This window comes from Streptomyces shaanxiensis, assembly GCF_039537145.1.
Lineage (GTDB): Bacteria > Actinomycetota > Actinomycetes > Streptomycetales > Streptomycetaceae > Streptomyces > Streptomyces shaanxiensis.
This window is the reverse complement of the sequence record NZ_BAAAZY010000001.1, coordinates 187,560-206,761: the sequence shown is the minus strand read 5'-3', so window position 1 is coordinate 206,761 and position 19,202 is coordinate 187,560. Positions and strand designations below refer to the sequence as shown.

18 protein-coding genes and 5 tRNA genes are annotated in these 19,202 nt (G+C 72.5%); 14 read left to right on the top strand and 9 right to left on the bottom strand.

The window, feature by feature from the left end; all coding sequences use genetic code 11:
• Positions 1–145: 145 nt before the first annotated feature.
• From cobT to ABD932_RS00910, 4 genes are all read left to right on the top strand, one after another.
• Complete coding sequence (cobT, locus tag ABD932_RS00925; protein ID WP_345008049.1) at positions 146–4,735, top strand: nicotinate-nucleotide--dimethylbenzimidazole phosphoribosyltransferase; 4,590 nt, start codon at positions 146–148, stop codon at positions 4,733–4,735.
• A 195-nt stretch (positions 4,736–4,930) separates the two neighbouring features.
• A complete protein-coding gene (gene cobA, locus ABD932_RS00920) occupies positions 4,931–6,163 on the top strand; it encodes a uroporphyrinogen-III C-methyltransferase (protein ID WP_345008047.1) in 1,233 nt (410 codons plus the stop codon).
• 90 nt (positions 6,164–6,253) lie between these two features.
• Entirely contained in the window at positions 6,254–7,072 is an 819-nt protein-coding gene (locus ABD932_RS00915) for a TrmH family RNA methyltransferase (protein ID WP_345008045.1), read from the top strand.
• Between the two features lie 11 nt (positions 7,073–7,083).
• On the top strand, positions 7,084–7,476 hold the full coding sequence (locus tag ABD932_RS00910) for an NUDIX domain-containing protein (RefSeq protein WP_345008043.1): 393 nt from the start codon (positions 7,084–7,086) through the stop codon (positions 7,474–7,476).
• Positions 7,477–7,492: 16 nt separating this feature from the next.
• Here the strand turns inward: ABD932_RS00910 and ABD932_RS00905 are convergent, their stop codons facing one another.
• Positions 7,493–8,911 carry a protein kinase domain-containing protein gene (locus ABD932_RS00905; RefSeq protein ID WP_345008329.1) on the bottom strand — a complete coding sequence of 473 codons (1,419 nt, stop codon included), beginning with the start codon at positions 8,909–8,911 and terminating at the stop codon, positions 7,493–7,495.
• Positions 8,912–9,107: 196 nt separating this feature from the next.
• Between ABD932_RS00905 and ABD932_RS00900 the strand changes: the two genes are divergently transcribed.
• From ABD932_RS00900 to ABD932_RS00885, 4 genes are all read left to right on the top strand, one after another.
• Positions 9,108–9,350: a hypothetical protein gene (locus ABD932_RS00900; protein WP_126390226.1), complete on the top strand. Its 243-nt coding sequence runs from the start codon at positions 9,108–9,110 to the stop codon at positions 9,348–9,350.
• 268 nt (positions 9,351–9,618) lie between these two features.
• A complete protein-coding gene (locus tag ABD932_RS00895) occupies positions 9,619–9,816 on the top strand; it encodes a hypothetical protein (RefSeq protein WP_126390224.1) in 198 nt (65 codons plus the stop codon).
• Positions 9,817–10,618: 802 nt separating this feature from the next.
• Complete coding sequence (locus ABD932_RS00890; RefSeq protein WP_345008039.1) at positions 10,619–11,656, top strand: phosphotransferase; 1,038 nt, start codon at positions 10,619–10,621, stop codon at positions 11,654–11,656.
• Positions 11,657–11,736: 80 nt separating this feature from the next.
• Positions 11,737–12,033: a TFIIB-type zinc ribbon-containing protein gene (locus ABD932_RS00885; protein WP_345008037.1), complete on the top strand. Its 297-nt coding sequence runs from the start codon at positions 11,737–11,739 to the stop codon at positions 12,031–12,033.
• 49 nt (positions 12,034–12,082) lie between these two features.
• On the opposite strand, the gene ABD932_RS00880 is transcribed toward ABD932_RS00885, so the two are convergent.
• The 5 genes from ABD932_RS00880 to ABD932_RS00860 form a co-directional block, all read right to left on the bottom strand.
• Positions 12,083–12,154, bottom strand: a tRNA-Val gene (locus tag ABD932_RS00880).
• A gap of 46 nt (positions 12,155–12,200) precedes the next feature.
• Positions 12,201–12,272 (bottom strand) — tRNA-Val (locus tag ABD932_RS00875).
• Between the two features lie 19 nt (positions 12,273–12,291).
• Positions 12,292–12,363, bottom strand: a tRNA-Val gene (locus ABD932_RS00870).
• Between the two features lies 1 nt (position 12,364).
• Positions 12,365–12,438 (bottom strand) — tRNA-Cys (locus ABD932_RS00865).
• 40 nt (positions 12,439–12,478) lie between these two features.
• Positions 12,479–12,551, bottom strand: a tRNA-Gly gene (locus tag ABD932_RS00860).
• A 178-nt stretch (positions 12,552–12,729) separates the two neighbouring features.
• Between ABD932_RS00860 and ABD932_RS00855 the strand changes: the two genes are divergently transcribed.
• From ABD932_RS00855 to ABD932_RS00845, 3 genes are read left to right on the top strand one after another with little or no spacing between them, the layout of a single operon-like run.
• On the top strand, positions 12,730–13,854 hold the full coding sequence (locus ABD932_RS00855; protein WP_345008035.1) for a chorismate-binding protein: 1,125 nt from the start codon (positions 12,730–12,732) through the stop codon (positions 13,852–13,854).
• Positions 13,851–14,672 (top strand): aminotransferase class IV, encoded by an 822-nt coding sequence (locus tag ABD932_RS00850; protein ID WP_345008034.1) that lies wholly within the window; start codon positions 13,851–13,853, stop codon positions 14,670–14,672. The genes ABD932_RS00855 and ABD932_RS00850 overlap by 4 nt, the downstream gene beginning before the upstream one ends.
• A 52-nt stretch (positions 14,673–14,724) precedes the next feature.
• Complete coding sequence (locus ABD932_RS00845) at positions 14,725–15,546, top strand: GNAT family N-acetyltransferase (protein WP_345008032.1); 822 nt, start codon at positions 14,725–14,727, stop codon at positions 15,544–15,546.
• Positions 15,547–15,549: 3 nt separating this feature from the next.
• Here the strand turns inward: ABD932_RS00845 and ABD932_RS00840 are convergent, their stop codons facing one another.
• A complete protein-coding gene (locus ABD932_RS00840; protein WP_345008030.1) occupies positions 15,550–16,071 on the bottom strand; it encodes a DsbA family protein in 522 nt (173 codons plus the stop codon).
• Positions 16,072–16,305: 234 nt separating this feature from the next.
• Here ABD932_RS00840 and ABD932_RS00835 point away from each other — a divergent pair, with 234 nt between their 5' ends.
• Positions 16,306–16,749: a hypothetical protein gene (locus ABD932_RS00835; RefSeq protein WP_345008028.1), complete on the top strand. Its 444-nt coding sequence runs from the start codon at positions 16,306–16,308 to the stop codon at positions 16,747–16,749.
• 154 nt (positions 16,750–16,903) lie between these two features.
• On the top strand, positions 16,904–17,056 hold the full coding sequence (locus ABD932_RS00830) for a hypothetical protein (RefSeq protein ID WP_004002639.1): 153 nt from the start codon (positions 16,904–16,906) through the stop codon (positions 17,054–17,056).
• Between the two features lie 80 nt (positions 17,057–17,136).
• On the opposite strand, the gene ABD932_RS00825 is transcribed toward ABD932_RS00830, so the two are convergent.
• Both ABD932_RS00825 and ABD932_RS00820 read right to left on the bottom strand, forming a co-directional pair.
• Positions 17,137–17,697, bottom strand: a complete 561-nt coding sequence (locus ABD932_RS00825; RefSeq protein WP_345008025.1) for a CGNR zinc finger domain-containing protein — start codon at positions 17,695–17,697, stop codon at positions 17,137–17,139.
• 288 nt (positions 17,698–17,985) lie between these two features.
• Complete coding sequence (locus ABD932_RS00820) at positions 17,986–18,399, bottom strand: SsgA family sporulation/cell division regulator (protein WP_004002642.1); 414 nt, start codon at positions 18,397–18,399, stop codon at positions 17,986–17,988.
• Positions 18,400–18,590: 191 nt separating this feature from the next.
• On the opposite strand from ABD932_RS00820, the gene ABD932_RS00815 reads away from it, so the two are divergent.
• Positions 18,591–19,049, top strand: a complete 459-nt coding sequence (locus ABD932_RS00815) for a TIGR02611 family protein (protein ID WP_345008023.1) — start codon at positions 18,591–18,593, stop codon at positions 19,047–19,049.
• The last annotated feature ends 153 nt before the right edge of the window (positions 19,050–19,202 follow it).

Sequence of the window (19,202 nt, the reverse complement as noted above, 5' to 3'; positions counted from 1 at the left end):
GCCTCTCAATGGCTTTGTCGCCTTTTTTGGGCGGGTCGTTCGTGCCGCTGGGCACGCACGCTCGTTCTTCACTGCGGGGGCGGTCGGTGCGCCGTTCCCGGGTGAGCTGGTCGTAGAAGCACTAACCGATGGGCGAGGGGTACGCATGACCGACACCGGCCAGGTCCCGGGCGAGGGACTGCCGGAGAGCGCAGGCATGGTGGAGCAGCCGGGCGCCCCCGCGGGGCACGGTGCGTACACCTACCTCTCCGAGACCACCGCCGAGGACGAAGACCTGCTGCTGCCCGGTTCCCAGGGCGCCTGGGGCAACGAGGTCGCCCCGCCCGCGCCGGAGCCGGTCCTCGAGGCCGTCCACGAGCCGGGCCCGCACGAGATGTCCGGCCGCGACAGCGGCTCGGTCGACCTCAGCGGGGTCCGCCTGCCGAACCCGACGGCCCCGTCGACGCCGATCCCGCCCATCACACCCCGGCGTCCCCTCCACCTCGGTCCGCCCATCCCCGACGCCTCCGCCAGCCCGGTCCGCTCCCTGGCGGACCGCGGCGCCGTGGGCGTACCCGCACGCCACCCCGGCGCGACCGGTCCCGAGTACCTCGACCTCCCGCAGCACCGCGAGGCGTCGGCCCCACAGACGGCCGCCCCCTGGGGCGCGCCGGCCCCCGGGCCGGTGAGTGTCGAGGCGGCGGCTGCCGAAACGGTTGTCCCGGCCGGGCAGCCGGTGGGCGCGGCGCAGGCGGTGGTGGCGCGGGTGGCCACGGAGGCCGTGGGCGCGGAGGCTGCGCAGGCTGCCGCTTCGGACGCGCTGCCGGATGCGACGCAGGCCGCCGTTTCGGAAGTCCCGCAAGGCGCCGCGGTGGGTGCGGCCGTGCCGCAGGACGACATGCACGGCGGTCAGGTGCCGTCGGCCGGTGATGGCGTGCCGGGCGTTGAGGCGGAATCGGTCGTTGGTGTGGAGCCGGGCGCGGACGGCGGTCATGTTCCGGGAACCGGGCCGGTCGCGAGTGCCGGCGAGCCGGGCGTCGAAGCGCGGGTTCCGGGTGCCGAGGCCGCGCATGGCCAGGACGTCGCTCAGTCGGCGGGGACCGCGGATGCCCCGACCGTCGGGGCCGCCGCTCCGGCCGGGGCCGGGGATGACGCGGCAGCTGTGGCCGACGCCGATTCCGGTACCGGTTCGGTCGAGGTGACTTTGTCCGACGCCGGCGGCGGGGAGGTCCCGGTGAGCGGGGTCGAGCCGGATGCCGTACAGGGCCCGGGAGTTGGCGACGCGCCCGAGGACGGGCAGCGCGTCGAGCCCGAGCAGATTCCGGGCAGCGCGCCGGGCGCTGAGGGCGTGCCGGTTGCCGAGGGCACCGCGGGCGAGGGCGCGCAGACCGTCGATGCCGGAGCCCAGGCCCCCGAAGCCGAGGCCGCGGAGGTTCCCGGCGGGGCCGTGCCCGAGGCCGCGCCGCAGGGTGAGACTGCTGCGGCCGAGGCGGTGGACGTCGCCGAGGCGGCCGCGCCTGAGACTGCGCAGGTGGTCGCGGCGCCCGCTGCTGAAGACCAGCAGGTCGTCGCAGCGCCTCCCGCTGCAGTCGAGCAGCCCCTTGCAGTGCCCGCCGCTGAAGCTGACCAGGTCGTCGTAGCGCCCGCCGCTGAAAACGAGCAGGTTCTCGCAGCGCCCAACGCTGAAGCAGAGCAGGTGCTCGCGGCGCCCGCTGCCGAAGGCGAGCAGGCCCTCGCAGCACCCGCCCCTGAAGCCGTGCAGGTGCCTGAGACCTCCGGTGCCGATGCCGTGCAGGTGCCCGGGACACCCGGCGTCGATGCCGTGCAGGTTTCCGAGACGCCCGGCGTCGATGCCGTGCAGGTTTCCGAGACGCCCGTCGTCGATGCCGAGCAGACCCCCGGGGCTCCCTCCGCCGAGGCCGACCAGGTTGCTGCCGCCGTGCCCGAGACTCTCGCCCAGGGCAGCGAAGGGCCCGCTCTCGAGCAGGCCCCGGCCCCTGAGGCCGTCCCGGCGGTCGAGGTCGCCCAGGTCGCAGCCGAGGGTGGCGACCCGGCCCAGGTCCAGCCGACCCCCGCAGCCGTCCCCGACCCGACGGCAGCCGAAACGGCGCCGGCTCCCCGGCCCGCGGACGCCGAGCAGGTCGGCCAGGCGCCACAGCCCACCCACGTCGCCTCCGCGGCCGTAACCCCCGATCCGACCCTCCACCCTGCGGACGCCGAGCAGGCCCTCCAGCAGCAGACCGAGGCCTCCACCCCGGTCGCGGAACCCGCGGCGGACCCGAACCTCGCGCAGGTCCCGCAGCCGGCCCAGGACGGCACACCGGCGGAGGCCGACGCGGCCGCCGCCGCACAGGCCGTGGCCGCCCCCGAAGCGGACGCCGACTTCGTGGACCCGGCAGCCGGGATGCCCGCCGCCGAGCAGACCTCGGACATCCCCACCGAGTCGGCCGAGGCCCTCCAGCCTCTCGCCGCGGCCGCCGCCTCGACCACGACCCCCGACTCCGTCGCCCCGGATTCCGCCACCCAGCCGTCGGCGACCCCGGACGCGCCCGGTCCGCAGCCGTCCCCGACGGACGTCGCACCGGCCGAGGCCCCCGAGCCGTTCGTCGCGCAGCCCGCCGGACCGCAGCTCCAGCCCGCGGCCCACTCCGTGCAGGCGTCCCACGACCCTCAGGGTCCGGCCCAACAGCCCGTCGGGCCCGCGGAGTTCGGTGCCGACAGCGACGCCACGACCGTCCTCCCCTCCGGCACCTCCTTGGAACCCGCGCCCGACCAGCCTCTGGGCCAGTTCGTCCCCGTGGACGGCTCGGTGCCGACCACCCCGCACCTCGCGCCGACCCCGCCGCAGCCGATCGTCCTCCCCGTGGAGGAGGCAGCGGCGGTCGTCGCCACGGTCCCCGCACCCCGTGGGGGCGACCCCGACCTCGTACAGCACGCGGAGGACCTGGACACCCGGGCCGCCGACCAGGAAGACCCTCAGGAAGAGAGCACGGCCGCAGTGGAAGAAGTACGTCAGTCCACCGGCCCCGCCGCGCCCGCCTACGACGACGCCGAGCGCGAGGCCGTACTCAAGGTCATGCGCGAGCGCCGCGACATCCGTAACGGCTTCCGCAGCGACCCGATCCCGCACGAGGTCCTGCTGCGCGTCCTGGAGGCCGCCCACACCGCGCCCTCCGTGGGCCACTCGCAGCCCTGGGACTTCGTGGTCATCCGTTCCGCCGAGACCCGGCGCACGATGCACGAACTGGCCCAGCGCCAGCGCGAGGCGTACGCCAAGTCCCTCCCCAAGGGCCGGGCCAAGCAGTTCAAGGAACTGAAGATCGAGGCCATCCTCGACACCCCGGTGAACATCGTCGTCACCGCCGACCCGACCCGCGGCGGCCGACACACCCTCGGCCGCCACACCCAGCCGCAGATGGCGCCGTACTCCGCCGCGCTCGCCGTCGAGAACCTCTGGCTCGCCGCGCGCGCCGAGGGCCTCGGCGTCGGCTGGGTCAGCTTCTTCGACGAGCGTGAGATGGTCCGCGCCCTCGGCCTGCCCGAGCACCTGGAGGTCATCGCCTACCTCTGTGTCGGGTACGTCGACGAGTTCCCGGACGAGCCCGAGCTGATGCAGGCCGGCTGGTCCAAGCGCCGCCCGCTGTCGTGGGTCGTGCACGAGGAGACGTACGGCCGTCGCGCCCTGCCCGGCGAGGAGCCGCACGACCTGCTCGCCGAGACCGTCGCCCAGATCCGCCCGCTGGACGCCAAGGCGCTCGGCGAGGCCTGGGAACGGCAGAAGCGCATGACCAAGCCGGCCGGCGCGCTCGGCATGCTGGAGATCATCTCCGCCCAGCTGTCCGGCCTGTCCCGCCAGTGCCCGCCGCCCATCCCGGAGCCCGCGGCCGTCGCGATCTTCGCCGGTGACCACGGTGTGCACGCCCAGGGCGTCACCCCCTGGCCGCAGGAGGTGACGGCCCAGATGGTCGCCAACTTCCTCGGCGGCGGCGCGGTCTGCAACGCGTTCGCCGGCCAGGTGGGCGCCGAGGTCTGTGTCGTGGACGTCGGCGTGGCCGCGGACCTCCCGGCGACCCCGGGTCTCCTGCCCCGCAAGGTCCGCGCGGGCACCTCCGACATGACCACCGGCCCCGCGATGACCCGCGAGGAGGCCAAGCAGGCCATCGAGGTCGGTATCGAGACCGCCCGCGACCTGGTGGCGGCCGGCAACAAGGCCCTGCTCACGGGTGAGATGGGCATCGCCAACACGACCGCGTCGGCGGCCCTGATCTCCGTCTTCACGGACACCGACGCGGCCGAGGTGACCGGCCGTGGCACCGGCATCAACGACGAGACCCTCGCCCGCAAGACCGAGGTCGTCCGCCGCGCCATCGAGCTCCACCAGCCCGACCCCGCCGACCCCATCGGCGTCCTGGCGGCGATCGGCGGCTTCGAACACGCCGCCCTGGTCGGCCTCCTGCTCGGCGGCGCCTCCCTGCGCACCCCGGTGATCCTGGACGGCGTCAGCGCCGGCGCCGCGGCCCTGGTCGCCCGCGCGATCGCCCCCGAGGTCCTGGCCGCCTGCATCGCGGGCCACCGCAGCGCCGAGCCCGGCCACGTGGCAGCCCTCAACAAGCTGGGCCTGCGCCCCCTGGTCGACCTCGACCTCCGCCTGGGCGAGGGCACGGGTGCACTGCTGGCCCTGCCGTTGGTGCAGAGCACGGCCAGGGCGATGCACGAGGTGGCCACGTTCGATTCGGCGGGGGTAACTGAGAAGTAGCGGTCGCCGCAGTGCGGGAGGGGGACCCGGTACAACAGCGCCGGGTCCCTCGTCGATGCGCACCGCGGTTGGGGACCCACGCACCCGCACCGGTAACGACGCTCAGCCACCGGACACCTGCGCCGCCTTCCCCGCCCGCCCCGTAAAATCCGCACGTCAGGGCCACCGCACCGCCGTAAAGAGGAGCCGCACCTCATGGCCGAAAACCCCGCCTACCCGGTAGGCCTCCGCCTCACCGGCCGCAAGGTCGTCGTCCTCGGCGGCGGTCAGGTCGCCCAGCGCCGCCTCCCCGCCCTCATCGCGGCCGGCGCCGACACCGTCCTCGTATCCCCCGAAGCGACCCCTTCGGTCGAGGCGATGGCGGACGCGGGTGAACTCACCTGGCACAAGCGCCCCTACGAGGAAGGCGACCTCGCCGACGCCTGGTACGCCCTCATCGCCACCGGCGACAAGGAAGCGAACACCCGGGCCTCGGCCGAAGCGGAGCGCCACCGCGTCTGGTGCGTCCGCTCCGACGACGCCGACGCCGCCACCGCCTGGACCCCGGCGACGGGCCACAGCGAGGGCGTCACCATCGCCGTCCTCACCACCGACGCACGCGGCCGCGACCCCCGCCACACCGCCGCCATCCGCGACGCGGTCGTCGAGGGCCTGCGCGACGGCACCCTCGTGGCTCCCCACCACCGCACCCGCATTCCCGGCGTCGCCCTGGTCGGCGGCGGCCCCGGCGACCCCGACCTGATCACGGTGCGCGGCCGCCGCCTGCTCGCCGAGGCCGACGTGGTCATCGCCGACCGACTCGGCCCCCGCGACCTGCTCGCCGAACTCCCGCCGCACGTCGAGGTGATCGACGCGGCGAAGATCCCGTACGGCCGTTTCATGGCCCAGGAGGCCATCAACAACGCCCTGATCGAGCACGCCAAGCAAGGCAAGTCGGTCGTACGGCTGAAGGGCGGGGACCCGTATGTCTTCGGCCGCGGCATGGAGGAACTCCAGGCACTCGCGGAGGCCGGCATCCCCTGCACCGTCGTTCCCGGCATCTCCAGCTCGATCTCGGTGCCGGGCGCGGCCGGCATCCCGGTCACCCATCGTGGTGTCGCCCACGAGTTCACCGTGGTCAGCGGGCACGTGGCCCCCGACGACGAGCGCTCCCTCGTCGACTGGCCGTCCCTCGCCAAGCTGACCGGAACCCTCGTGATCCTCATGGGCGTCGACAAGATCGGCAAGATCGCGGAGACCCTCGTGGCGCACGGCAAGTCCCCGGACACGCCGGTCGCCCTGGTCCAGGAGGGCACGACGGCCGCCCAGCGCAGGGTCGACGCGACCCTCGCCACGGCCGCCGAAGCGGTGCTCGCCCACGAGGTGAAGCCTCCGGCGGTCATCGTCATCGGCGAGGTCGTGACCGTAGGACCGAACCCCTCCGCGTGACCCTTTCCCGCCAGCCCTTTCTCGTAACCGCGGGTAACCCAACCGTGCCAAGCCGTTGGCACCGCACCCAGGACAAGGCAGTATCACCCTGTGGCCGATCTCATCACCGTCGATGACCCCGACGACCCGCGCCTCTCCGACTACACGGGCCTGACCGACGTCGAACTGCGCCGCAAGCGCGAGCCGGCCGAGGGCCTCTTCATCGCCGAGGGCGAGAAGGTCATCAGACGGGCCAAGGAAGCCGGCTACGAGATGCGGTCGATGCTGCTCTCGGCCAAGTGGGTCGACGTCATGCGCGACGTCATCGACGAGCTCCCCGCCCCGGTCTACGCGGTCAGCCCGGAGCTCGCCGAACAGGTCACCGGCTACCACGTACACCGCGGCGCGCTCGCCTCCATGCAGCGCAAGCCGCTCCCGACCGCCACCGAACTCCTCCAGAGCGCCCGCCGGGTGGTGGTCATGGAGTCGGTCAACGACCACACCAACATCGGCGCCATATTCCGCTCGGCCGCCGCCCTCGGCATGGACGCGGTCCTGCTCTCACCGGACTGCGCCGACCCCCTCTACCGCCGCAGCGTCAAGGTCTCCATGGGCGCGGTCTTCTCGGTGCCGTACGCCCGCCTGGACACCTGGCCCAAGGGCCTGGAGTCGGTACGCGAGGCCGGCTTCACGCTGCTCGCCCTCACCCCGGACGAGAAGGCCAAGACCCTCGACGAGGCCGCCCCGCACAGGATGGAACGGGTCGCCCTCATGCTCGGCGCCGAGGGCGACGGCCTGTCCACGCAGGCCCTCGTCGCCGCCGACGAATGGGTCCGCATCCCCATGGCCCACGGCGTCGACTCCCTCAACGTCGGCGCGGCGGCCGCGGTCGCCTTCTACGCGGTGGCCACGGGCCGCCCGCAGGTCTAGGGCCCTCGGCGATGGCGCGGCGCGAGGCGGTCGTCGCGGTCCTGCTCCGCGGCGACCGCCTCCTCGCCATCCGCCGCGGCCCCGCCGTCGCGCGCCCCGGCTACTGGCAGCCCATCAGCGGCAAGGTCGAGCCGGGGGAGAGCCAGCGGGAGGCCGTCCTCCGGGAGGTCCGCGAGGAGGTCGGCCTCACCGTCGTACCCCTGGCGAAGGTCTGGGAGTCCGAGACCGACGACGGCCGCTTCCGGCTCCACTGGTGGACGGCACGGGCCGACACCGGCGACGTGGTCCCGGACCCGGACGAGGTCGGCGAGGCCCGCTGGGTCACATCGGAGGAGTTCCTGGCCCTGGACCCGGTCTTCCACGGCGACCGGGAGTTCTTCGAACGGATCCTGCCCGGCCTGTGACGCCCGCGAGGCACGGCTAATCGGAGATGTCGAACGTCGTCTCGTACCGCTCGGACATCTGGTCTCCGTCCAACGGCCGGTAGTCAGGATCCATGTTCTCCTGCCGCTGCCGTACGACGTCCCCGTCGTCGCCGAGCCCCCGCTGCGGGCCCTGGCAGCCCTGCGCGGCGGCGATGCCGAGCGCCACGAGCAGCGTCACCACGACGAACACGAACAGCCGCTGCCGCAGCAGCTGCGGGTTGGCGGGCCGCCGCCCCGTCCCCGTGTTCCGCGGCGCCGGACGGCCGGTGCCGCTGCGCTGGGCGGGCCGGGTGCCGTTGCCGGAGCGCGGGGCGTTCCGTGCGGAGGGCACCGGCCGGGCCCCGGACCGGGACGACGCCGTACCGCTGTGCGGGGCGCTGCCACCCCTCGACGCGCCCGCGTCCCGCGCGGGGCCGGGCACCCGCGGGACGCCGTTGCCGCGCGGCAGGCCGGTGCCGCGCGGCGGGGGAGCGCCCTGGGTGCGCCGCTGGGCGCGCTGCTGCTCCGAGTAGGTGTCGGCGAGCCGCCCGGTCGGACGGTCCCCCTCGGCGGAACGGGGCGCGGGCGGGCGTACGTCGGAGAAGCCCTGTGCCTCCCGGGCGGCGATCTCCTTGAGTCGCAGCGACAGCTGGAGCGTGCTGGGCCGCTCCTCCGGGTCCTTCGCCAGACACGCCCGAACGAGTGGCGCCAGGGCGTCGGGTACGCCGTGCAGCTGCGGCTCCTCGTGCACGACGCGGTACAGCATCACCTCGGAACTGCCGTGCCCGAAGGGCGAGTCGGCCATCGAGGCGTACGCCAGGGTGGCGCCGAGGGAGAAGACGTCGGTGGCCGGGGTGACGGCGGCGCCGCGCACCTGCTCCGGGGCGAGGAAGCCGGGCGAGCCGACCGCGGTGCCGACGTGGGTGAGCGTCGAGGCGCCCGTCGCCCAGGCGATGCCGAAGTCGATGATCCGGGGGCCCTTGGGGGACAGCAGGATGTTGGAGGGCTTGAGATCCCGGTGGACGACCCCGGCCTCGTGCACGGCGACCAGTCCCTCGGACAGGGCGGCACCGATGGCGGCGACCTCGGCCGCGCCGAGCCCGCCCGCGTCGGCGACCTTGTCGTGCAGGGAGGGGCCGGGCACGTACTGCGTGGCGAACCAGGGGCGCTCGGCCTCGAGGTCGGCGGCCACGAGCCGGGCCGTGCAGCCGCCGCGAATCCGCCGTGCCGCCGAGACCTCACGCGCGAACCGCGAGCGGAACTCCTGATCCTCCGCCAGGTCGGGCCGGATCACCTTCAGCGCGACCCGCTGCCCCTTCTTGTCGGAGCCCAGGTAGACGACGCCCATGCCACCCGCGCCGAGCCGTCTGTGAAGCCTGAACGAGCCGACGACGCGCGGGTCCTCGCGCCTCAGGCGCATCATCGCCATGTTCATCCCCGCTGCCCGGTCCGTCTGACGAGCCACAGCTTACGTTTCCGCGGGCCGCCGTGCGCAGAGGCCGCGCCCTCTCGGGGCGATGGATTGTCAGTGGTGGGTGGGAGACTTGAAAGGTGGTCAGGGGGCGGTTGAACAGGGCGACTTACGCCCTGCCGAGCTCCCAACCAGCCGTCGCAGAAGGGGGATTGAGCCCGTGAAGGGTGATCGCGTGGAGATAGTCGTGGACGCAGGGGACACGACGCGCACGTACGAGGTGGTGGCGAGCAGGGCCGGCCGCCGGGTGGAGACGGCGGTGCGCCGAGGTGTCGTGGAAGTGAGCGAAGTCACCAGGAACGGGTCGGTCGTGCGTACGGCCCGCTTCATGGCGAACCGGGTCCTTGCGCTGGTCGAACAGCCGGTGCCGCGCGAGGACAGCTCGGAGAAGGACCCGGCGTAAGGCCCGGAGCGAGGCCCGGAGAAAGCAGGGCACGCCGGACATCCCCTCCGGGAAGACCCCGAGACCTAGGACCTCGTCTCCACCCAGGGGAGTACTCCGCACGTCATGGCTCATCCTCCGGGAGGCCCGGCAATCGGTACGAGGGCATGACGTGCCGGGGGTGGTCGGACGCCTAGATTTGAGGTCAAGCGGCGGGTGCAGCACTCGTCCCCCGAGGTCAGACACCCGCCGCTGCCAACGACAACTGACACAGGTCAGGAGAGGGACCATGGCCCAGACGGCACCGCGGACACTGCTCCGCATGCAGGAGCGCACGATGCTGCGCCCCCGCCGTCAGGGCCGCCGCCACCCCCTGGTGGCGACGCTCATGGCCCTTCCCCTGGCGGTCCTGCTCCTGGTCGTCTTCGACGGCTGGGAGGCAGTGGCCACACAGGCGTCGTCCGTGGGCGTGATGCTGGGGCGCTGAGCGGCGACCCCAGGCCCGGAAGAGCGGTCCGGGCGGGGACATCCACCCATGAAACCCCGTGGGGACGGGGGTGCGGCGGACGGCACAAATGCCGGCGCAGCTGGGGAGCTGCGCCGGCATTGCTTTTGCGCGCGGGCCTGATGCCCCCGGCGCTTTGGCCGGGGGTGCTCGCGGCAGACCACCACCTCTCGACGCCGCCCAGGCCTTTCAGCCGGTCCGGCGCTCGAGGAGGAGACCCATACCGCCCCGAATCCCACCCACCCGAGAGGGACGCGGTCCCGATCCCCCACCCACGCGGGGGGACTCCGTCCCGAGCCCCCACCCACCCGCGGGGGCCGCACTTTTTCGACGCCGGCCCAGGCCATGTCAGCCCGCCCGGAGTTCGAGGACGAGGCCTCACCATCCCGAGCCCCCACCCACCCGCAGAGGGCCGCACCCTTTCGACGCCGGCCAGGGCATGTCAGCCCGCCCGGCGTTTGAGGACGAGGCCTCACCATCCCGAGCCCCCACCCACCCGCAGAGGGCCGCACCCTTTCGACGCCGGTCAGCGGTATGCAGCCCGTCCGGCGTTTGAGGACGAGGCCCTTTCGGGGCCGAAGCGGGGGTCTGGGGGCGGCAGCCCCCAGAAACGTTCCGGGGTCGAAGGGGCAGAGCCCCTGGAGGACGGGACGGGTAGGGGCGGCGGGGGCGAGAAAAAGCGCCAGACATGCCGCGCCGCCGGCCTGCACGACCCGCACGACCACACCTCTGCCGCCCCCCCCACGTACCCTCCCCCCAAAGCATCCGCACCCAAGGGACCCCAGTGACCCCCAACCCCCTCCTCCCCGCCCTCACCGCACAGGCCGAGGCCGCCGCCCACTCACGCGCAACCACCTGTCCCTGCGGAGCACCCGTCACGCTCGCCGACCGCCCCGACGCCACCGTCGTCCGCCACGCCGACACGGTCGCCAAGGCCCACGCCCCGGACCTCACCCTCACCGAGCTGACCCCCCGCCTCACCGCCGCCACCCACCTCCCCGACCTCCTCCTGCCCCCGCTCACCCCCACGCCCGTCGACCTGCACGGCAGACTCGTGACCTTCTGGCCGTACGGCACCCCGGTGGACCCGGCAGACCCCGACGCGGCCCCCTGGGAAGCAGCCGCCACCCTGCTCGCCCGCCTCCATCGCGCACCCGCACCCGCTCCGCTGCCTTCCATGCGCGGCCCAGCGAAAGCCGCCCGGGCGATATCCCGCCTCCGCGCAGTCGCCGCCGTAGAACGGGCTGCCGCCGCAGAACGGGCTGCCGCCGCAGAACGGGCTGCCGCCGCAGAACCGAGCACCGCCGCAGAACGGACCGCCGCCACAGAACCGAGCACCGCCACCCCATCCGTCCTCCGCGCCTGGGACACCCTCCCCGCCTGGGCCCGCGCCGAGGCCCCCCAGCCCGACAGCACCACCCTCTGCCACGGCGACCTCCACCTCGGCCAACTCGTCCGTCACCCGGCCCCGGACGGCCCTTGGCTGCTCATCGACGTCGACGACCTCGGCGTAGGCGTGCCGGCCTGGGACATGGGGCGGCCCGCCGCCTGGTACGCGTGCGGGCTGCTGTCCCCCGAGGAATGGACCCGGTTCCTGACCGCCTACCGCGCCGCCGGCGGCCCAGCCGTCCCCGCCGAGGGCGACCCCTGGCCCGCACTGGACGTCCCGGCCCGTGCCCTGACCGTGCAGACCGCCGCCCGGGCGATCACGAAAGCCCTGGCAGAGGGCCGATTCCTCGACGAGGTCGAGCAGTGCCTCGTCGACGCCTGTGACCGAATGGCGTCCGTCCCCCCTGAGTTGACCCACGGACACGCAAAGTAGGGTGCAACCGACCGCAGCCGGACAGAGTCTGTCCTGGCGATACGCGAAGCAGGACCGACCGGCGAGGAGTTGAGCCGACCATGCAGTGTCCGAAGTGTCATGCGCCGATGCACACCTACAACCGCAACGGCGTTCAGATTGAGCAGTGCAGCGGCTGCCGCGGGATCTTCCTCGACTACGGCGAGCTGGAGTCCCTGACCCGCCTGGAGTCCCAGTGGTCCCAGCCGGCCCCGCCGCCCCCGGCCGCGCCGCAGGCCTACCCGGCCGCCCCGCAGGCCCCGGCGTGGGGCGCTCCGCACGGCGGGCACCACGGCCACGGCGGTCACTACGGCCACAAGCGGCACAAGAGCTTCGGCCACATGCTGTTCTCCAGCTGAGCCGTACTACGAAGAAGCCCCCGGTCACAGGACCGGGGGCTTCGGTGTGTGGACGATACTGGGATTGAACCAGTGACCTCTTCCGTGTCAGGGAAGCGCTCTCCCGCTGAGCTAATCGTCCTCGGGACCGTGATCGACGATCGATCCGAAGATCACGGGCTACTGCGTGCGCGATACTGGGATTGAACCAGTGACCTCTTCCGTGTCAGGGAAGCGCTCTCCCGCTGAGCTAATCGCGCGGGGGATCCGAAGATCCAGTGGACGATACTGGGATTGAACCAGTGACCTCTTCCGTGTCAGGGAAGCGCTCTCCCGCTGAGCTAATCGTCCTTGGAGGTGGAGACGGGATTTGAACCCGTGTAGACGGCTTTGCAGGCCGTTGCCTCGCCTCTCGGCCACTCCACCAGGAGTGTAGGGGTTCGGGAAGATCCCCTATGTTCCTTCGAGCGGACGACGAGGCTCGAACTCGCGACCTCAACCTTGGCAAGGTTGCGCTCTACCAACTGAGCTACGTCCGCTTGTCGTTTCGTTCCGCTCCCGCGGCCCGGCGACGTGTTGAACTCTAGCGGATTCCGGGGCCAGTACAAAAACGCGTTTGTGCAGCGTGCTGCGCTGCACCTGCTCAGGGACCCGGGAACGCTCCCCGAAGGGACATGGCCAGGTCACCCGCAGGACACCGGCCATAGACTCGACTGCGTGCTCGACCTCGCTCCCCTCGCCCGCTTCGGCGCCCGCGTCGCCACCGGCCTCCTCGATGTCACCAGCGACCCCGCGGCCCTGGACTCCAGTGGTTTCTGGGCAGTCTGCGCCGACTTCGAGGGCGGACTGACCTGCGCCCGCTTCCGGGACGTACGCGAGGAGCCCGTGCCATCCCCGGTGCCGGGGGAGTGGCGGGGGCCGGCGACCGGTGACTGGACGTCCTCGCTCGACCGCGCCGCGTACACGGCGGGCGTACGGCGCATCCGCGAGCACATCGCGGCGGGCGAGGTCTATCAGGCGAATCTGTGCCGGGTGCTGACCGCGCCGATCGGTCCGGACGCCGATGTGGACTCCCTCACCGCCCTGTTGGCCCGTGGCAATCCGGCGCCGTACGCAGGAACGATCCGGCTGCCGGAGCACGGGGTCGAGATAGCCACCGCGTCTCCCGAACTCTTCCTGCGGCGCGACGGGCGTGTCGTCGAGTCCGGGCCGATCAAGGGCACCGGGCGCACCGAGGCGGACCTGCTGGAGAAGGACTACGCCGAGAACGTGATGATCGTGGACCTGGTGCGCAACGACATCGGCCGCGTGTGCGCCACCGGGACCGTGACCGTCCCCGACCTGTGTGCCGTCGAGAAGCATCCTGGGCTCGTCCATCTCGTGTCCACCGTCCGCGGCGAGCTGCGCGAGGGCGCCGGCTGGCCCGAGCTGCTCGACGCCGCCTTCCCGCCCGGCTCGGTCACCGGTGCGCCCAAGTCGAGTGCCCTGCGGATCATCGACGCGCTGGAGACGGCGCCCCGCGGGCCGTACTGCGGCGGCATCGGCTGGGTCGACGCCGACCGGGGCGTCGGCGAGCTGGCCGTGGGGATACGTACCTTCTGGAACGACCGGGCGGACGGTGTGCTGCGGTTCGGGACCGGGGCGGGGATCACCTGGGGGTCGGACCCCGAGGGGGAGTGGCGGGAGACCGAGCTGAAGGCGGCCCGGCTGCTCGCGGTAGCGTCGGGGGCGTACGCGGTGAGTGGAGAGGGAGTGCGCGCGAGCTTTGCGGGGCCGGAGGACACCCTCCAGGGCTCCGGTCGGCTCGACGCCTCCGGTGCGGACTTGCGAGGAGACCAGTGAAGCTTTGGCTCGACGGCGGGCTGCAGGACATCGAGTCCGCCCGTGTGTCCGTCTTCGACCACGGGCTGACCGTGGGCGACGGCATCTTCGAGACGGTGAAGGCGGTGGACGGCCGTCCGTTCGCGCTGACCCGGCACCTCGACCGGCTGACGCGCTCGGCGCGCGGTCTCGGCCTGCCCGAGCCGGACCACGACGAGGTCCGCCGCGCCTGCGCCGCCGTCCTGGCGGCCAACCCGATGCCGCTCGGCCGGCTGCGCATCACCTACACCGGCGGCCACGGTCCCCTCGGCTCCGACCGCGGCGAGCACGGCCCGACGCTCGTCGTCGCCCTCGGCGAGACCGCCCGTCGACCCGATTCCACGGCCGTGATCACGGTCCCCTGGACCCGCAACGAGCGCGGTGCGCTCACCGGCCTGAAGACCACCTCGTACGCCGAGAACGTCGTCGCCCTGGCCCGCGCCCACCAACACGGCGCCACCGAGGCCCTGTTCGGCAACACCGTCGGGCAGCTCTGTGAAGGCACCGGGTCGAACGTCTTCGTCGTCCTGGACGGCGAGATCCACACCCCGCCGATCGCCTCAGGCTGTCTCGCGGGCATCACGCGCGCGTTGACGGTCGAGTGGACCGGCGCCAAGGAGACCGACCTGCCGCTGGACGTGCTGGAGCGGGCCGATGAGGTCTTCCTCACCTCCACCCTGCGGGACGTCCAGGCCGTGCACCGCGTCGACGACCGCGAACTGCCGGGCACGCTGGGCCCGGTGACCGCCAAGGCCATGCGGATCTTCGCCGAGCGGTCCGGGGACGACCTGGATCCGTGAGGGCGGGGAAATTGGGCTGCCGTGGGGCGGCGCGGTGGGTAGAACACCCCTGATGACCACGACCCTGCGGCCGACCGAGCCGCTTCAGCGCAACGCCGACGGGACGCAGTCACGCCGCTATCAGGTGTGCGTGAACAGCCGTCCAGTGGGCGGGATCCGCCTCTCCACCGGCCCTGCCGGCCTGTCCGTGGCCTGTGTCACCGACCTGCACATCGAGGAGCCGGACCGCAGGCGAGGGCGCGGCACGGTGGCGGTGCTAGCCGCCGAGGAGATCGCACGGAGCTGGGGCTGCAAGAGCATCGACGCGCGCGTGCCCGGCGACGCCGAGACCGCGCTGCGGCTCGCCACGGCGCTCGGGTACGTCCTGCGCAGCCGGAACATGTCCAAGCCGCTGGACCCGTCCCCGCCCGAGCTGCCCGCCGGCACCACGGCACGCCCCATGACCGAGGCCGAGTACGGTCCCTGGCTGGCGCACGCGCGCGAGGGTTTCGCCCGCGACCTGATCGAACGGGGCGTGTCCGCCGACGAGGCCTACACCAGGGCGGACCAGGGGAACGCCAAGTTCCTGCCGGACGGCCTGGCCACGGAGAACACGCTGATCAGCGTGTTGGAGCACGAGGAGACGCCGGTCGGCACGCTCTGGCTCGGGCTGTGGCCCGAGACGGCCTACGTGCTCGATGTCGAGGCCGACGCCCGGTACCGCGGCCGGGGCCACGGCCGGGCGCTCATGCTGCTCGCCGAGGCCCAGGCGGTCGCCGGCGGGAAGGACCGTATCGCCCTGCACGTCTTCGCGGGCAACGCGCCGGCCGAGCGGCTCTACGAGTCGCTCGGCTACGCGACCACCCACTACAACCTTCACAAGCGACTGCTCTGAGGCTCAGGCACCGTCGGCCAGCAGCCGGTCGGCGATCTCCTCGATCCGCTCGCGCAGCCCCTCCTGGCTCTTGCCGCCGTCGAGGCGCTCGCCGCCGATGACATACGTCGGGGTGCCGGTCACGCCGATCGCCTTGCCCTCGGCCTGGTCGGCGTCGACGATCAGGATGTGCCGGCCGTCGATCAGCGCGGTGTCGAACTCCCCGGCGTCCAGGCCGAGTTCCCCGGCCACCTCGACCAGGAAGGGTTCTCCCCTACGGTCCAGCTCCTCGACCCGGCCCAGCACGGCCTCGACGTACGCCCAGCCCTGCCCCTGCTCCAACGCCTCCTCGGCGGCCTGTGCCGCGGCGAAGGCGTGCTTGTGCTTCTCCAGCGGGAAGTGCCGCAGCCGCAGCTCCAGCCGGTCGCCGTAACGGGCGCGCAGGGCACGGAGGTCGTCCAGGGCGGTGCGGCAGTCGGAGCACTGCAGCTCGCACCAGACGTCGAGGACGGGGGCGGCGGGACGGGCGGGGGAGGAGTCGCTCATGGCCCCAGTCTCCCAGCCCCGGGGCGGACGACCGAATCCGACCGGGTGCCTCGGTCCCGGCCGGCTCGGGTCCCGGCCGGCCCCGGGACGTGCGACTCCGTCCGGCACCTGCGGAGGAGACGACCCGGAGATGTCCCTGATGTCCGGCCCAGGCATGGCCGGGCAGGGTTGCCACGGTGCAGGATGGAAGGGACGAAGTGCCCTCACCTCGATGCAGCCTGCCTGGAGGACCGGATGATTGCCGAGACCGTCTGTTCCGCCGTCGCCGCGGCCGGCCTGGGCATCGCGGCGATCACGGCGTACCGCAAGCGGTTCCTCGCGGCCGCGCGGATGGCTGCGTACTCGCTGGTGCCCCTCGGCCTGGTGATGACCGGTGTCGTCGACTGGCTGGCGGACACCGCCTTCAGCCCGACCGCCTGGGCGGGCTTCGGGGTTCTCGGTGCCTCCTGGCTGCTGTTCGCGAGCACACGCGCGGTGGAGCGCCGACGCGGCGGCACCCGCAAGGAGCGCAAGGAGGCCCGCGCCGCCGGGCAGCGCGAGGCGGTTGCGCCGCAGGCCTCGGCGCCCTCGCTGGGCCCGGGCGCCCGTCAGGCGAGCCGACCCGCGACCGCACCCCGGGCCGCTGCCGGCGACGACTTCAGCGACATCGAGGCCATCCTGAAGAAGCACGGCATATGACCCCCGCAGGCGGGACTGAAACGACACAGTGGGTCGCCGCCCGCCCGTAAGCGATCAAGACTCGAACCGGACATCGCGGAATTCGGCGAACTCCCGCTCATTCCGGGCGTGTTGATCGCGCGATGCGGGGGAACTGCGTCATCATCGCCGCGAGATGCTGGACACGACTCAAAGCGAGGCCGCGCCCCCTCAGGACGAGCCTCGCGGGTGCCTCTTCGCCCTTTCCCAGCCACCGCTGATGATCTTCCTTGCGGTGATCGGGTGTCTGCTGCTCATGGCTGCGCTGCACGATCTGCTGCTGCTCTGAGCCGTACCCGCGGCCCCCGGCGCCACCCGCCGGGGTCCGCGTCGACGAAGATGCCCTGTCGGCCGGCGGACGATCGCCGCTCAGCCGGCCGCTTCCTTGCGGCGCGCCCGGTAGGCGGCCACATGCAGACGGTTTCCGCAGGTGCGGCTGTCGCAGTACCGCCGCGAACGGTTGCGGGACAGATCCACGAAGGCATGCCGGCAGTCCGGGGCCTCACAGCGCCGCAGCCGCTCCTGCTCCCCGGCCACCACGAAGAACGCCAGCGCCATGCCGCAGTCGGCCGCCAGGTGGTCGGCGACCGAGGCGCCGGGGGCGAAGTAGTGCACATGCCAGTCGTAGCCGTCATGGTCCGTGAGGCGGGGGGTGGTGCCTGCGGCAGCCACCAGCTCGTTGATCAGCGCGGACGCGCGCCGGGCATCCGGCTCCGCGAAGATCGCGGCGAACCGCCCGCGCACCTTGCGTACCGCCGACAGATCGAACTCCGAGAGGACCCCTACATCGCTGATTTCGTGCTTTTGTACGAAATCCTCGAGAGCTGCGACGTCAGGCAGCCCGTCCGGTGTCCCGTCGCCATCCGGCGCGGTGTTCACCAGATCCACCACGGCATCGAGCGCACACCGGGTGTCATGGGTGATCAGCACGTTTCGCTCCCTGGCCTGGGGTCGGGCGGGCGCCCGCCGATGCTGGCCGATGGTAGTGGCATCCGCCGGGATCCCACCGGCCCTGCCATTGCTGTGACGTCGATTACAACGCCGTGGGGACGCCGACGGTTCCCGCCGACTCGGCCTCGCCCCGGCCCCCGCCCACGCGCACACCAGCGCCGCCTCCGGCGATGCGGAGACGGCGCTGGTGCGTGCCGTATGCGGTTGTCTTGGCCCGCGCCGTCTCCCCGAGTCGACGGCGCCGGGCGGCTTGCGGGAGCCTCGCCCCTAGCTTTCCGCCAGGATGTGCGAGAGCTCCTGATCGAGATCGAAATGCCGATGCTCCGTGCCGGGAGGCACAGCGGCATCCGTTCGCTTCAGGAAGGACTCCAGAGCCCGTGCCGGGGCCTCGAGCAGCGCCTCGCCCTCCGGAGAGCTCAGGGCGATGCACACGACGCCCTGGCCATGGCTGCGCGACGGCCAGACGCGGACGTCGCCGGTTCCGGTGGGCCGGTGCAGGCCCTCCGCGAGGAGGTCGCGGGCGAACACCCACTCGACGGTCTCCTCGGCTCCGGTGTGGAAGGTGGCGTGCACGGCGTAGGGGTCGGCCGTGTCGTACCGCAGGCCTGCGGGGACAGGCAGGGATGACTCGCTCGACACAACGAGGCGCAGGTGCAGCTCGCAGCTGACCGTGGTGTTCATAAGCGCCAGGGCCTTTCGCTCAGTGTGCGCTCGGGGATTCGCACGTCGGCGAAATCGACATGCCACCTACGGTGCCGTTGTAAACCCCTCTGAGTGTTTTGCGTGTGTTTACGTAACTCTTCCGGCCGAGAACCCGTTCGCGAGGTACGACCATTCCGGTGACTGGTTTCGGTCCGGTAGGGTTTGGCCGTATGAATACGGGGAGTAACGGGCCGGGCGAAGTCGCCGTGGCTGCCGACAAGATCGAAGTGGATGGTGTGAAGGGCGACAGCGAGCAGGGGCTCGGCTCAAGAGCGCCGGAGTTCATCAAGGCGCGCCGTGCGCTGCACCTGAGCTGGCAGGTGGGCGTCTTCGTCATCGGCCTGGCGGTCGTCGTCGCCGGCATCATCATGCTGCCGCTGCCCGGGCCCGGCTGGGTCGTGATCTTCGGCGGCATGGCGATCTGGGCGACCGAGTTCGTCTGGGCCCAGCTGGTGCTGCGCTGGACCAAGCGCAAGGTCACCGAGGCGGCCCAGAAGGCCCTCGACCCGAAGGTGCGCCGCCGCAACATCATCCTGACGACGATCGGCCTCGTGATCGTGGGCGTGCTCGTCGGCATCTACGTGTGGAAGTTCGGCATCGTCATGCCCTGGAAGATCAAGGACCAGTGATCCGCGAGGGGGGTGCGGGTGTCGGCCGGGCGGGGTCCGCACTGGTCACACGCACCCCCTGACATGGGGTAATGTTCTTCCTGCGTCCGGGCGATTAGCTCAGTGGGAGAGCGCTTCGTTCACACCGAAGAGGTCACTGGTTCGAACCCAGTA